General features: G+C 61.1%; 12 protein-coding genes. 4 read left to right on the forward strand and 8 right to left on the reverse strand.

The genetic code is table 11. From position 1 onward, the window contains the following. Nucleotides 1-65 precede the first annotated feature (65 nt). Complete coding sequence (locus PQR40_RS11950) at nucleotides 66-1,463, reverse strand: undecaprenyl-phosphate glucose phosphotransferase (protein WP_408335450.1); 1,398 nt, start codon at nucleotides 1,461-1,463, stop codon at nucleotides 66-68. A 642-nt stretch (nucleotides 1,464-2,105) separates the two neighbouring features. On the opposite strand from PQR40_RS11950, the gene PQR40_RS11955 reads away from it, so the two are divergent. Then, entirely contained in the window at nucleotides 2,106-3,659 is a 1,554-nt protein-coding gene (locus tag PQR40_RS11955) for a mannose-1-phosphate guanylyltransferase/mannose-6-phosphate isomerase (protein ID WP_408509059.1), read from the forward strand. A 285-nt stretch (nucleotides 3,660-3,944) separates the two neighbouring features. Here PQR40_RS11955 and PQR40_RS11960 read toward each other — a convergent pair whose 3' ends face one another. Together PQR40_RS11960 and PQR40_RS11965 are read right to left on the reverse strand one after the other, a co-directional pair. Continuing rightward, complete coding sequence (locus PQR40_RS11960; protein WP_408223118.1) at nucleotides 3,945-5,096, reverse strand: DUF6566 family protein; 1,152 nt, start codon at nucleotides 5,094-5,096, stop codon at nucleotides 3,945-3,947. A 584-nt stretch (nucleotides 5,097-5,680) separates the two neighbouring features. Further along, nucleotides 5,681-5,977, reverse strand: a complete 297-nt coding sequence (locus PQR40_RS11965) for a YciI-like protein (protein ID WP_408223116.1) — start codon at nucleotides 5,975-5,977, stop codon at nucleotides 5,681-5,683. Between the two features lie 448 nt (nucleotides 5,978-6,425). Here PQR40_RS11965 and PQR40_RS11970 point away from each other — a divergent pair, with 448 nt between their 5' ends. The 3 genes from PQR40_RS11970 (at nucleotide 6,426) to PQR40_RS11980 (ending at nucleotide 8,411) form a co-directional block, all read left to right on the forward strand. Beyond that, the gene (locus PQR40_RS11970; protein WP_169487044.1) at nucleotides 6,426-6,722 is read left to right on the forward strand and encodes a PsiF family protein; all 297 of its coding nucleotides are present in this window, start codon (nucleotides 6,426-6,428) and stop codon (nucleotides 6,720-6,722) included. A gap of 294 nt (nucleotides 6,723-7,016) precedes the next feature. After that, nucleotides 7,017-7,463, forward strand: a complete 447-nt coding sequence (locus PQR40_RS11975) for a hypothetical protein (protein WP_408335459.1) — start codon at nucleotides 7,017-7,019, stop codon at nucleotides 7,461-7,463. A 360-nt stretch (nucleotides 7,464-7,823) separates the two neighbouring features. Next, the gene (locus PQR40_RS11980; protein ID WP_408223112.1) at nucleotides 7,824-8,411 is read left to right on the forward strand and encodes a BPSL1445 family SYLF domain-containing lipoprotein; all 588 of its coding nucleotides are present in this window, start codon (nucleotides 7,824-7,826) and stop codon (nucleotides 8,409-8,411) included. Between the two features lie 103 nt (nucleotides 8,412-8,514). On the opposite strand, the gene PQR40_RS11985 is transcribed toward PQR40_RS11980, so the two are convergent. The 5 genes from PQR40_RS11985 to PQR40_RS12005 form a co-directional block, all read right to left on the reverse strand. Further along, nucleotides 8,515-9,582, reverse strand: a complete 1,068-nt coding sequence (locus tag PQR40_RS11985) for a glycosyltransferase family 4 protein (protein WP_408509060.1) — start codon at nucleotides 9,580-9,582, stop codon at nucleotides 8,515-8,517. A gap of 229 nt (nucleotides 9,583-9,811) precedes the next feature. Further along, nucleotides 9,812-10,978, reverse strand: a complete 1,167-nt coding sequence (locus tag PQR40_RS11990) for an AAA family ATPase (RefSeq protein ID WP_408509061.1) — start codon at nucleotides 10,976-10,978, stop codon at nucleotides 9,812-9,814. A gap of 70 nt (nucleotides 10,979-11,048) precedes the next feature. Continuing rightward, on the reverse strand, nucleotides 11,049-12,461 hold the full coding sequence (gene otsA / locus PQR40_RS11995) for an alpha,alpha-trehalose-phosphate synthase (UDP-forming) (protein ID WP_408223106.1): 1,413 nt from the start codon (nucleotides 12,459-12,461) through the stop codon (nucleotides 11,049-11,051). Nucleotides 12,462-12,662: 201 nt separating this feature from the next. Continuing rightward, entirely contained in the window at nucleotides 12,663-13,886 is a 1,224-nt protein-coding gene (locus PQR40_RS12000; protein WP_408484401.1) for a mechanosensitive ion channel family protein, read from the reverse strand. Between the two features lie 427 nt (nucleotides 13,887-14,313). Further along, on the reverse strand, nucleotides 14,314-14,670 hold the full coding sequence (locus tag PQR40_RS12005; RefSeq protein ID WP_408217047.1) for a Rap1a/Tai family immunity protein: 357 nt from the start codon (nucleotides 14,668-14,670) through the stop codon (nucleotides 14,314-14,316). Between the last annotated feature and the right edge of the window lie 64 nt (nucleotides 14,671-14,734).

The following is a 14,734-nucleotide window of genomic DNA, read 5'->3' on the forward strand; positions in this document are numbered from 1 at the left end:
GATTCAGGAGAGCCGCCACGCGATGCGTTGCGCGGCCGCTGCTCGATAAACGTTCAATACGCCGCTCAGTAAGCGTTGCTGCCCGCAAAGCCCTTCCACAACGTGAGCACGACGATCTTGATGTCGAGCCAGAAGGTCCAGTGCTGCATGTAGTACAGATCGAGCTTGACGCGGCCCATCATCTTTTCGATGCGGTCGGTTTCGCCGCGATAGCCGTTGATCTGTGCCCACCCGGTGATGCCAGGCTTGATCCGGTAGCGGTGCATGTAGCCCTTCACCAGATCCTTGTAGATGTCGTCGTGTTCGAGCGCGTGGGGACGCGGACCGACCACGGACATCTCGCCGCGCAGCACGTTGATGAATTGCGGCAACTCATCGAGGCTGGTGCGCCGCAGGAACGCGCCGACCGCGGTAATACGCGGATCGCGCCGTGTGGCCTGGGTGATCTTGCCGGCCTCTTCCTTGTGCATCTTCATCGAGCGAAACTTGTAGATCTCGAACTGGTTGCCGTCGATGCCTTTGCGCTTCTGGCGGAAGAACACCGGGCCTGGCGAACTCACCTTCACCATCACCGCGATCACCAGCATCACCGGCGACAGCGCGGTCAATGCCGCCAGCGCGAACAGACGGTCGAAGACGCGCTTGGGCAGCACGCGCAGATCGGTAATCGGCGAGGCGGCCAGGTTGATCGCCGGCACGCCGAGCAGATCCACCATCGGCTGATTGAAAAGCGTGAGGCTGCGCACGTCCGGAATGAAGCGGATGTTCACGAAGTCGTTGCGCAAGTCCATCACGAAGCGGTGAATCGCCTTCTCCTTCGAGATCGGCAGTGCGAGCCACAACTCGCGAATCGCACGCTGACGCACCAGCTGAAGCATCCGCGCGTAATCACGCTCAACCGGCACGCCTTCGATCGAGTCGCTCGCATCCGGGTCTTCATACGGATTGATCGTGCCGTCCTCATCGAACACCACGACGGGGCTAAAGCCCGCTTCCGGGCGGGTGCGCATCTGTTCGATCAGGAAGCGCCCATACGGCGCGCCACCCACGATCGCCACCGCGCGCTGATTGAAGCCTTCGCGGCGCAGTCCACGCAGGATCGAATAAACGATCACCTTGGTGACGATCAGCAGCACGATCGTGGCGACCGCCCAGTAGAAGAGCCACAGACGCGACAGGCTGTCCGAGCGGTGCAGGCTGAAGCTGATCAGGATGCCGGTGACCTCCACCATCACCCAGCCGCCCGCGACGCGGCACAACAGGTCGTAGAGCGGCTTGCCACGCCACGACTGATAGATACCCAGCGCAGGAAAAAACACCACCACCAACAGGCAATCGAACGCGAGCGACACACTTTGGACGTCGTCCAGCCACACCAATTTCCCGCTGTGCACGGCCGTCGCGATGGCGGCGCCGAGCGCGACCATGGCGATGTCGATGATTCTCGATAGAACGCTCAGCATGCGCCGCCCCTCAGTTCGTCAGTCAAGTGCCATCCATTGGTTGGTTGAATTCCCGTCACACCCATCAAACCGCCGGGCGCACAACGCCGGTATTCGCGCCTGCCAGATAAATGCGCGACGCGAATCTGATTGAACCGGTGCTAATTGCCCTGATGCTTTCCGAACTAAAAATTGCCCAGTCGGCCGACTCGGAAAATGCGTGTCTGGATGAGTGAATACCCTTGTACAGGTATAGATAAAGCTATATTAAAATTCGCGCTGCAAGACCGCAAAATATCTCAAATTGTATCGGTCAAAGTTTCGGCATTTTTTCTGAATTTTGTGCAGCAATTGTTACCGAATCCGGCATTTTAAAGACCTTTTTATGCCTTTCTGAAGGCCGTGGCGAGCCAATCTGTCCGTTCTCCTACGAAGCTTACGTCTCGCCTTTCGTCTCCATTCTGCGTCAATTCGTCAGATAAAAAAATTGCCCGTGATTTTTTTCGTGTAATTTTTATTTTTTAAAAATCAGGCGGACATTTTTTCTTCACGAAACGGATAATTTTATTAAGCGTTTTATATAGTTTCTATTTAACACGCTTTTATTGATTCCTTACTTCGTGATAAAACTCGACGCATTCACCCAGCCTCGAGGAGTCCATCATGACAGCTCCGGTTACGGCCACGCCCGCCGACACCCGGTCCACGCAAGCTATGCCACTTAACGTCAAACTCAAAGTTCATCCCGTGATTCTGGCGGGCGGCTCCGGTACACGGTTGTGGCCGATGTCGCGCGAACAGCATCCGAAACAACTGATTGGTCTGCTCGGCGACGACTCGCTGTTGCAATCGACCACTCGCCGGCTCGACGGGCTGGAAGCCGACCACCCGCTCGCCGAGCAACTCATCGTTGTGGCCAACGAAGAGCAGCGCTTTACGACCGCCGAGCAATTGCGCACGAGCGGCAAGCCGACCCGGCTGATTCTCGAGCCCGCCGGGCGCGACACGGCGCCGGCGCTGACGGTAGCCGCCCTTTCGATCGCCGCGCAGGACGAGGACGGCATCATGGTCGTGATGCCCGCCGATCACGCAGTGACCGATATCGATGGTTTTCATGCCGCGGTGGCCGCCGGCGTGCAGCATGCGGCCGCCGGCCACATCGTGACGATGGGCATCGTGCCGACGCGTGCAGAAACGGGCTACGGTTATATCCGCATTGGTGCGGCGCTTGGTACACCTGATGACACGCATGAAGCAGACAGCGATGCAGCCGGCAAGATCGGCGCGCACAAGCTCGATCGCTTCGTCGAAAAACCGCATCTGGAACTGGCGCGGCGCTATATCGAATCGCAGGAATACTGGTGGAATAGCGGTATTTTCATCATGCGCGCATCGACCTGGCTGAAGGCGATCCGCCACTTCCAGCCGGCGATTTACGAAGCCTGCGAAGCCGCGTTCGCAGGCGGCAAAGCGGACGGCGATTTCTTCCGCCTGCAACGTGACGCCTTCGGCGCCTCGCCGTCGAATTCGATCGACTACGCGGTGATGGAACAACTGGGCAACGATCAGACCGCTGCGTCAGGCGTCGTCGTGCCGCTGCAGGCGGGCTGGTCGGACGTGGGTTCGTGGGACGCGATCTGGGACATCTCGGAGAAAGACGCGGATCAGAACGTGGGCCGCGGCCGCGTGATGTTTGAGGGGGCGAGCTCGACCTTCGCGCATTCGGAAGGACGCCTGATCGCCTGCGTCGGCACGCAGGATCTCGTGGTGGTCGAAACGGCCGATGCGATTCTGGTCGCGGACAAATCGCGCGTGCAGGACGTCAAGAAGATCGTCGGACGGATTCGAAGCGATGGCGGGCTGGAAGCATCCAACCATCGCAAGGTGCATCGCCCGTGGGGCAACTACGATTCCGTCGACACCGGCGAGCGCTTCCAGGTGAAACGCATCGTCGTGAAGCCGGGTGCGCGGCTTTCGTTGCAAATGCACCATCACCGCGCGGAACATTGGATCGTCGTGCGCGGCACCGCGCTCGTCACGCGGGGTGAAGAGCGCTTCATCGTCTCCGAAAACGAATCGGCTTATATTCCGCTCGGCGTCACCCACCGTCTCGAGAACCCCGGCAAGATGCCGCTCGAAATGATCGAGGTACAGTCCGGCTCGTATCTCGGCGAAGACGATATCGTGCGCTTCGACGACACGTATGGGCGGCAGTGAAGCACACCAATGAAGCACGCGACTGACGCACGCCGATGAAAGCGTGCAGATGAGGAAACGCCGGTGAACGATGCCGGCGCACAACCTTGAATCAGCGCCAAAGCAACGCCCTGGCAACGTCAATCGACATTCAACGCCAGTCAGGTAACACCAATGATTCACAACGGATGAAGCGGGAACCTGCGGCGGTTGCTCCTACCGGCCGCGGGGTGCTGCTGTTTTAACTGCTCTGTTCTAGCTACTCTGTTCTAGCTGTCGCGCCTAAAGCCGTGCTAGCCGCCGCACTCACCCCGCATGGGAAATGAGTTCTGGGTACGACGGAAAACGATCCGATGCACTGCTTTCCGTCGCGGTTGCGGGTGCTGCCGGTTCACTCGGGTAACGGCGCAGCGGGCCACGGAACGCATTGAGCGGACCGTGCAAAGGCCCGCCGTGATTCGCCGTGACCGGCTCGGGCACATGGCGCATGGCCGGCAACGGACGCGCCACCGCCGCCGCTGCGTTGACTGCGGGTGCAGCCTCTGCAGCCGCCTGCGTGCGGCATTCACGGTCGATCCACTGCCGTGCCCATTCGAGCGCGTGTTGCTCCGCTTCGTCGGCTTCCGCAAAGCGTGGACCGACGAGGCCGGAACGCTCGACGCGCTTGCCGTCCTTCATGATTTCCGCCCATGCGCGATACATCGCGTTGGGCACCTGCTCCGCCGCAACGTAGATCACGTAGCCGTGCTGGTCGGCGACCTGCGTGCCGCGTGGCGCGAGGCTCATCGACAGCGGACTGCGCTGATCGTCGAGTTGCTGCGCACGGCGTGCCGACGTAATGGCTGAATCCAGGCTGTGCATTGCCGCACCCACCGCCCGCGCTTCGTCCATGCTTTGCAGATCGGCACGCATAGCAGGCCGCGCTGCAAGTGACGAGGATGCCGACGGCGAGCGCGACACCGGTGGCACATTCGTCAGCCCGGATAGCTGGCGTGTGATATCGGCGATCGGATCGGCCGAACGCCAACTGCTCAGACTGCTCGACATGCCGGGCGCCTGCCATGACTCAGGACTCTTCCACGACACGCCGCGCAGATTTTCGTCACGCACGCTGGGGGGTTCTGCTACCGGTGCTGCCGGTTTGGCCGCTGCGGGCGGCGCCGGTTGCGGGACGTACGCAAAGGTGCGCCCGGTTTGCGACAACAGCCGAACCATCTCGAGGAGAGTGCCGTTCAATTGCCATTCTTCAAAACGGCGCCGGCATGTGGGACCCGACGGATAGCGGCCTGGCAGCTTCGACCAGGGTTCGCCAGTTGTCAGAATCCACAGGACGGCATTCGCCACGATGCGTGGTTCGGCGCGGGGCCGTCCGCGTCGGTTCAGACGGACGGCCGGCTCATCAGAGACAAGCGCTGCCAGCAGCGCCCATTCGTCATTGCTTAGCTCATCGAAAAACATTGGGTTTTCTCCACGCAGCCTGGCCGGGCCGCGGCTTTGGACAGCCACGGATTCAACTTTCACGATCCGTGTGCAGCCCGCGGTTGCACAAATATGTTTTGTACGTTCTGTTGGCGGGTCAATATCGCACTGGGTTAGTGCGGTTTGTCCCTATTGCGAAGCACAAAACGTGGTCTCACTCGTGCATGGGAGAATTTGTGCACGAAGCATACCACCACCAGGGTTTGCGTGAATATCGTTGAGACAAGTGTTACGGATGGAAACAAACTTGTCCTTTTTGCTGCGTCGATTCGCACATTGCCGTAACAGGACTATAGGTGGTTCTTGCGGCGAAAGCCGCTATTGCACAGCACAATAGCGTGGCACCGTCGGCGAATGGCCTTTATGAAGTCGACGTTTCATTCGCAATGCATTTCGTTGCATTGCGAAGGTATTTTTCATGTGACCACAGCGTGCCTGGGCGTAGGGGGTGGGCAACATGCGGGGAGGGTCGGGGCGCAATTGCCGAGGAAGCGAGTGCAGCGCCTCGGTATGCTGTTCGCATTCCTCTCGACGCCGCGCGAGCGTGGTTGATCGCCTGACTTCTAGCGCACCGGATTCGCCGCACCCTCACCCACCACGGTCATCCATTGGCGTACACGCCAGCGTGCCACGAGCCCCGCGAGCACATACGGATCGGCCTTGGCAAAGGCTTCGGCGGCTGCGGGCGAGTCGCCTTCGAAGAGCAGCACGGCGGTATCCACAGGCTCGGCCAACGCGCCGGCCAGTTGTAATTCACCACGTTCCGCTGCCACCCAGGCGAGTTTCAGATGATCTTCCCGATACGCGCCACGCCGCTCGAGGTAGTCCGGCACGAGGTCATACATCAACAGATAGTGCATGGCGAGCCTCCTTTGGCTTGCGTGACAGCGTCGACGGACGGCCCATCGGTACAGGGAATCGAGTCAAGATTACCCATATGATCGCCAACGGGATTTTCTGCCGATTTCCCATTCATTTGCATCTGCAGCAATGCGGATCGAATGTTTAATCGTTGACCATCGCTGTCGAATGAGCGAGAACCAATTCGTTTGCATACGCATTGCCAATTAATCTGGATTGCATAACATATTCTGGCACTGCTACGATTTAGCCGTTTCATTCGCCGGAACACCCGCTATCCCCGGCGCGTAGGGGAAAACCAGCGTGAACGTCTGTCAACCGGAATGCTCTTTTATCCGTTCTGGCAGACAGCATTTGCCATAATGAACATGCCGAGGGGTCCTGGACGCCGTTGACGCCCGCGTGCATGAACGACCAAAAACGTTTTCACCACCGATGGAGTGTCACATGAAAATCCAATCCGCTATCGCTACGCTGGTGCTGGGTGCTGTCCTCGTTTCGCCGGTGTTCGCGCAGAACAGCCAGCAAACGAAAATGGCCGACTGTAACAAGCAGGCCGCCGACAAGAAAGGCGATGACCGTAAGGCCTTCATGAAGACCTGTCTGTCCGCCAAGCCGGCCGCCGCCGCACCGATGAGCCAGCAGGACAAAATGAAGGCATGCAACACGCAAGCCACCGGCAAGAAAGGCGACGACCGCAAGGCCTTCATGAAGACCTGCCTGTCGTCCGCACCGGCTAACTAAACGCGAGGCAATCGGCGCGGCCCACATGCCGCGCGTTTAACCGCGTATTGCTCGAACAGGGCCGCGCCATTGTCCGGCGCGGCTACTGCCTTTTTTCTGCTCTTCCCTGCCATTCTCCTCAGCAGTTCACCACTCCGGCAGCCGCCCGTGCGCCAACCATCCCTTCGTAGTCCATCTGCCCGAACGCGCCGATTTTCTTCTATGATGGCTGCGGAGACGGCCCACCCCCATACACAATATTAGACGGGCCGCCATCTTGTCGTTGGTGCTGCAGAGCATCGATCGGAGGCAAGGATGGTTTCGAAGCATAAAAACCGCTGGTTAAGGCGGTGGCTGGTCGTCATCGTATTCTGGGCCGTGCCCGTGGCGATCGTTGCAGTCAGCGAGATCCGGGAGGAAATGGCGTACAACGCCGTCGACCTCGAGCGCGCGCTGACCACCTGGAATTTCACCGACGCGCAACGCGCCGCCGGCGCCCCTGCGCGCTGCCATGGCAAGCCCGACGAAGCGCAAGCCGCCGGCTGCCCAGCTGATGTGCTGGCCGCCAATCTGCCGCGCCAGCAGGACGCCCGCAATGAATACAGCGTGCGCCGCTCCACGCTCATGGCTTACCTCTGGCATGCGTTCGTCGGTTACTGGATCGTGCCGGCTGTCACGCTGTTCCTGATCGGCGTGTTGATCGGCATGATTCGCCGCGCACTGCGGCGCCCACCTGTCAAAAGTCCGGCAAACCATGGTTGAGGATGCGGTGCAGCGTCGAGACAACACTTTCAGTTCGATTTCAATGCGAATCGTGGACGCGAAAAATCGGTAAAAAACGGACACTCGATACGGTTCCCGCCCAGCTGCCGCCGAACGGATTCGCGCCAGGCACGGTTCATCGGGAGCCCATTCGAACGCACTGCCCGTGCGTTCTTTAACACGCTCCGCGGCCGGTCAAAATTACACAGCCGCCCCATGCGTTTGGTCGCAAAGCCCCGCCACACAAGGCTTTTCACCCTGCGACGAAGTACGCCTTTTGCGCTTGCGTGTGATATAACTCAAGGGCAACCCGGCAGCACCATATGAGGTTGTGCCCAGGAACCATGATGGAGAAAAACGATGCAAAGACGAAACTTCATGTTGAAGACTACCGCTGCGCTCGCTTTCGGAGGCCTTACACTCGCTGGCTGTACAACTAATGGCAGCAGCCACGACACGCCCTCCACTGATGCATCCAAACGCCAGTCGATCGACGCCAGCGTCGACGGCACCATGTCGCGACTGTTCACCACCGTGAAGGGTTCGCGCGAACTCGTCTCCAAGGCACGTGGCGTGCTGGTGTTCCCGTCGGTATTGCAGGCGGGCTTCATCGTCGGCGGACAGTATGGTGAGGGTTCGTTGCGCGTAGGCGGCGGCACGGTGGGTTACTACAGCACGATTTCGGGCTCGTTCGGTCTGCAGGCAGGCGCGCAGTCGAAGGCCATCGTCTTCCTGTTCATGACGCAGGACTCGCTCGACACATTCCGCAACGCCGACGGCTGGTCCGCGGGCGGCGACGCCTCTGTCGCGCTGGTGAAGATGGGCGCCAACGGTGCGATCGACACGACCACGGCAACGGCCCCGGTCGAAGTAATCATTTTGACCAATGCCGGCCTGATGGCCGATGTCTCGCTGCAGGGCACCAAGGTCTCGCGCCTGAAGATCTAAGCGCGATCCATTTGTCGGTCCGAGCACAACGGCAATAAAAGAACGGCGATGCGCAGTGCACATCGCCGTTTTTTTCAGCCTGCTGCGTGAGGCGCTACGCCGCTCAGCTTCCCGACGTATCGATCACCTTGAAGCGTGAACGCTTCTGCGCGCGAATCACCGACTGATACGCTTCCACATACTGCTGCGCCATCCGGTGCGACGTGAAGCGCTCCTCGAAACGTTGCCGCACACCCGCCCGCGGCATCTTATGCAGGCGATTGACCGCCGCCACGGCTCCGATTTCATCTTCAACGATGTAGCCCGTCACGCCGTCTTCCAGCACTTCCGGCACCGAGCCGCGGTTGAACGCAATTACCGGCGTGCCGCACGCCATCGCTTCGATCATCACGAGGCCGAACGGCTCCGGCCAGTCGATCGGGAAGAGCAACGCGTGCGCGCCTGATAGAAACTCGGCCTTCTGGTTATCCGCGATCTCGCCGATGAACTCGACATGCGGCAGGTCCAGCAACGGCCGGATCTCACGCTCGAAGTATTCGCGGTCGGCGGCATCCACCTTCGCGGCGATGCGGATCTGCATTCCACAGCGCCCGGCAATGCGGATCGCCGTGTCGACCCGCTTTTCCGGCGAGATACGGCCGAGAAACGCGAGGTACTTCTGCTCCACCGGCTGCGGCGTGTAGAGCTGCTCCGGCAGACCGTGGTAGACGGTGGCAAGCCACTTGGCTTGCGGCAACGGATGACGCTGCGCGTTCGAAATCGAGATCACCGGCGCGGTGTTGAAAGTGTCGAACACCGGTTGTTGCTCGGGCAAGTCGAGGCGCCCATGCATCGTCGTGACAAAGGGTGTCTCCTGGCGCTTGAAGACCGAAAACGAGTAGTAATCGAGGTGAAAATGCAGCACGTCGAAGTTTTCGGCCTGGCGGCGCACCAGTTCCATCAGCAGCATATGAGGTGCGATGCGATCGCGAATGCCCGGGTCCAGACGCAGCGCGCGCGGCCATACCGCTTCGAGCTTGGCGCTCGTGACGGAGTCGCCGCTCGCGAACAGTGTCACGTCATGGCCGAGGTCGACCAGCGCCTCGGTGATGTAGGACACGACGCGCTCCGTACCGCCGTAAAGCTTTGGCGGCACCGATTCGGTCAAAGGGGCGATCTGGGCAATCTTCATATTTTGTCTCCGTGAGCTGACGGCTTGCGCCAATGGCGGTGCGCGTCAGGGGCGCTGAGCATGACAGCGCCGGTCCTTCTCTATCGATGCAGTGAACGCCGGACATCCGCCTGCACCATCCGCATCAAAGCATTATTCATCAGGTTGCAACAAAAAGCCCTTTGCCTTGCAAATCCTACGCGATGTTACATTCAGCTTACATCCGGTGGCACCCATTATCCGCCCACCGTTATCGCGCCGGCCATTTCCAGGCCGGCAGGTCGCGATCGTCCGCATCGGCGATGCGCGTCGCGCCGAATTGCTTCTCGAGCACGATCGACTGACTGCCGTCCTCCCGTTCGAGCGCCGCGATCAGCCGCGCCGCGTGCGAAACCACCAGTACCTGGGAATGCGCGGAAGCCCGCGCGATGAGGCGCGCCAGCGCTGGCAGCAGGTCCGGATGCAAGCTCGTCTCCGGTTCATTCAGCACCAGCAGCGCAGGCGGACGCGGTGTCAGCAGCGCGGCCACCAGCAGCAGATAGCGCAAGGTGCCGTCCGACAGTTCCGCGCCCTTCAACGGTCGCAGCAGGCCGTGTTGCTGCATCGACACTTCGAAGCGGCCGTCCTGTGTGGCGATGTCGAGATGCGAGCCGGGAAAGGCGTCGTCGATGGCGGCGTCAAGCGCAACGGGGTCACCGATCTCGCGGATGGTTTGCAAAGCCGCGGCGAGGTCCGCGCCGTCGTTTGAGAGCACGGGCGTGTGCGTGCCGATCTGCGGCAGACGTGCGGCCGCCTCGGCATCCGTGCGGAAGTGGTCATAGAAGCGCCACGAGCGGATCTGCTCGCGCACCGTGATCATCTCGGGAGCGGTCCGTGGATCGGAAAACTCCGTCATCATGCTGTCGAAGCTGGCGACGGGTTGGGGGACGGTTTGCCAGTCGCCGTGCTCGTCACGGGTGCGCAGCGCAGCGCCTTGCCGGTCGACCAGTAGCGCGGACGGCCGTAGCACCGGGCCGCTCCAGATGCATTCGCGCTTGATCGTGGGATCGAGAGGGAATCGGGTGGCACGATCGAGTGGCGGCAGCCCTAGATCGATCGCATAGCCGAATTCATCGCCGGAAAATCCCAGCCGCAGACTCACCGGTTCGTTTCGGCGCGTGCCTTGGACCGGCAACTCGCCGGCCAGCACCGCGCGCGAAAAACGTTCAGGTCCGGCCCACAGCGTGGACTGCAACCCACCTTCACGCGCGAGCGACGTAATCACACCGCCGCGCGCGGTCTCGGCCAGCAAACGCAGCGAGCGATACACGCTCGACTTGCCGCTGCCATTCGCGCCCGTAATGACATTCAATTTGCCGAGCGGCACGATCAACTCGCGTAGCGACCGGTATCCCGCGATGGCCAAAGTCCTCAGCATGCAGCCACCCGCCGGTCAAACGCGCACTGTCGGGCACTCAGTAAAACAACGCCGTTCTTCAAACGCATCATCACTTATGTCCACCGCCCTTACCCGGCTTCTGTACCGGCACGTTGCGCAAATCATCCAGAAAGGTATCGCGCCACACGCCGAGATCGTTCTTGCGCAGCGCCGCCATATTGATCTCGTGACGCCGCTGGCGCGCATCGAGCGGCATTTGCAGCGCGCGCTGCAAGGCTTCGCACATGCCAATTGCATCGTGCGGATTGACCAGCAGCGCGCCGCTCAACTCCGCCGCTGCGCCCGCGAAAATCGACAACACTAGCACGCCTGGATCGTCGGGATTTTGCGCGGCGACATACTCCTTCGCGACGAGGTTCATACCGTCATGCAAGGGCGTGACGAAGCCGATCTGCGACTCGCGAAACAGCGACATCAGCTTCCAGCGGTCGTACTGTTGATTCAGATAGCGGATCGGCGTGTAATCGAGGCCCGAATAACGGCCGTTGATGCGCCCTGCTTCGTATTCGAGATCCTGGCGGATCTTCTGATAAGTGGCGACGTCCGAACGGGTCGGCGGTGCGATCTGTACCAGCGTGACGTTGCCGCGCCATTCGGGCGAGCGTTCCAGTAGTTGCTCAAAGGCGCGAAAACGTTCGACGAGCCCTTTCGAATAATCGAGCCGGTCAACGCTCATGATCAGCTTGCGGCCTTCCAGACTCTGCTTCAGATCGAGCACGTGCTGGCGGCTTTCATAGCGCTGCGCCTGTTCGGCGATCTCGTCGGGGAACACGCCAATCCGGTACACGCCCGTGCGCAGCTTGCGGCCGAAGGCTTCGACGTGATTGCCTCCGCTGACGGTGCCGCGCGCATGGCGCGTTACGTAGTCATGGAAAGCCAGTTCATCGGTCGCGGTCTGAAAGCCCAGCAGGTCATAGCACGACAGCGATTTCACCAGCTCTTCGTGCGGTGGAATGTTGAGCAGAATCTGCGGCGCCGGAAACGGAATGTGCAGGAAGAAACCGATACGGTTCGTGATGCCTTCGGAGCGCAGCGCTTCGGCAAACGGGATCAGATGGTAGTCGTGAATCCAGATCACGTCGTCGGGCTCGAGCAGCTTGATCAGCTTGTGCGCAAGCCATGCGTTGACGCGCCGGTAGCCCGCATACTCTTCGCGCTCATAGCGCGCGAGGTCGTTGCGATAGTGGAACACCGGCCACAATGTCGCGTTCGAAAAGCCGCGGTAGTACTGGTCGTAGTCCTTGCGCGTGAGACCGACAGTCGCGAAGGTCACCGCGCCGTCCTGCTCCAGCGTCGGACCGGCGTTGGCGACGGTCTCGCTCACCACGTCGCCGCTCCAGCCGAACCACACGCCTCCTGCATCCTTCAGTGCGCCGAACACGCCGACCGCGAGGCCGCCCGCCGATCCTTTGGTTTCCGTCGGCGTTGCGACACGATTCGACACGACGATCAGTCGGCCCATGTTGGTAGTCCTCCTTGGTTCGCTCGGCGCGGCGTTTGCGTTTCCGGTGCCTGTGGCATCTCGAACGCTGCAACATTTCGATGGCGTAAAGCAGCCTCAACACGCGATGCCGCGCCAGGTTCGTGAGTCAGATGGACGGTTCGACCACGTTGGTGCACGATCAGTTGCACTCATCTTCGGCCAGTACGCCGCCTTCCCCAGCTAGGCTTTTTCCTTGACCTTCAGCGACGGATCGCTCGCCTGCGCACGACCGGCGCGACTTGCCACCGGATCGGCCTCGGTGTGCGCGGCGGTACTGCCGGCGGGCGTCTGCGTGCTGCGCGGCAACCAGTCGAGCGGTTCGCCCTTGCCGTTTTCGAGCTCCGCCGACACTTCGGCGCGCGCTCGCGGCAAATACTGCGGATAGTGCTTCTGGATGAAGTCGAGCAAGCCCTCGCGGACCCGGCAGCGTAGATCCCAGTTCAGACCGGAATCGAGCGAACTGACAAGCGCGCGCAACTGCATCGACCGTTCGGTGCCGTCGGTGACCTGCAGCACCTGCACGCGGCGATCCCATTCGGGCGCACCCTCGACAATGCGCGCGAGCTCTTCGCGCAACGGCGCGAGCGGCATCCGGTAGTCGACGTACAGGAACACCGTGCCGATGATCTGTGAACTGCTGCGCGTCCAGTTGGAGAACGGGTTTTCGATGAACCATTGCAGCGGCACGATCAGCCGCCGCTGGTCCCACAAACGCACTGAGACATAGGTGCCGGTGATTTCCTCGATACGCCCCCACTCGCCCTGAATCACAACGACATCGTCGAGCCGGATGGGTTGCGACAGCGCGATCTGCAAACCGGCGATCAGATTGCCGAGCACCGGCCGTGCGGCGATACCGGCGACCAGACCGGCCACGCCCGCCGAGGCCAGCAAGCTCGCACCGATCTGCCGTACGTTCGGGAACGTCATCAGCGCCCCACCCACGCCGACGATCACGATCACCAGCATCACCGAGCGCGCCAGCACGCGTGCCTGCGTATGGATGCGGCGCGCCTGCAGGTTGTCGGCGGTATCGAGCGGATGGGCCCGGATGATCGCCTCGCCGATCGCCGCTGCCGAGCGCACCGACAGCCACGTGATCGCACCGATCAGCGCGATCGCGGCGGCATCGCGCAGTGGCGTGATGAAGGTGAGTGCATCGGGTGCCTCCCACCACACCGCCTCCAGCGCCAGAATCACGAGGACGAACAGCGACGGCTTGTCGATATAACGTAGCACGACGCTGGTGAGCGGATACGGCCGCGCGATTCGCGTGACGATGCGTGCGCCGACTCGATGGATGCCCACGGCCAGCATCGCCGCGATGACCGAGACGATCAACGCGCCGAGCCACGTATGCAGAGGGGCTTCGGAGATTCGGCTGAGGTCGTCGAGAGTTGGCATGGAGGGCGGGTTCCTCTTGGTTCGGATGTGAACGGGATCGCAAGGCCGAGGCGCGGCGTTCATGGTTCGATGCATCCGCGGCGGGACGCCTGTAGACATCTTAGGCGTTCGTCCGCTCGGACTGGGGAAAGGTGCCCGAGGCGGCAGCTTCCGGGAAACAGGCGGCCAGCAGCGGGCCGCCATCGAAGCCGATTTCAATGCGACTTGAACACGATTCAAGCATGATTCAAGCACGCCTACAGGCGATTTCCTGCTGGGCCTCAAATGGCCTCGAGCGGCTTCGAACAAGCCACAAGCGAGTTTCACTACCTCGCCGGTTCAGCCCGAAACCCGCTTGAGGCTCAAGCGGGCTGAAACACCTAACGCGCCCGATCCGGGCGCGCGGTGCAGGCGTCAGCCGTGATTCACATCAAATTCAACGACGGGATCAACTGCCGCTCTTGCAAGGAAATGCCTTGCCGAGCCCCAGTGAGATCGCCGTGCTGGCGTTATAGCCCGCGACGATCGGATTTTCCGCAATGTACTTGCGTACCGCGTCGGTGAGTTGCGCCGAGCGCGCGTCCGGCGGCAGGCAGAAGTACTGGCCAACGCGCGGCCCGGTAGTACCGCCAATCGCGTCGATCGTGTTGAAGATGCCGTCGGCAGCGCCTTCAATGTACGCGGCACACGCACTACGCGATGCCACATCGGTCTTCGTGCACAGCTTGTTGAGGTCGCCCCCCGTAAACGCAGCTGCCGATAGCGGTACGGCAAACGCGCTGGCGAAAATCAAAGCCCGCAGCATGGTGTTCCTTTCCAGGGTGGTTTATCAGGCGGTCTTACGCCGCATCGAACCGGCGCGCCACGAG

It is taken from the genome of Paraburkholderia sediminicola, from assembly GCF_046026855.1.
Taxonomy (GTDB): domain Bacteria; phylum Pseudomonadota; class Gammaproteobacteria; order Burkholderiales; family Burkholderiaceae; genus Paraburkholderia; species Paraburkholderia sediminicola_A.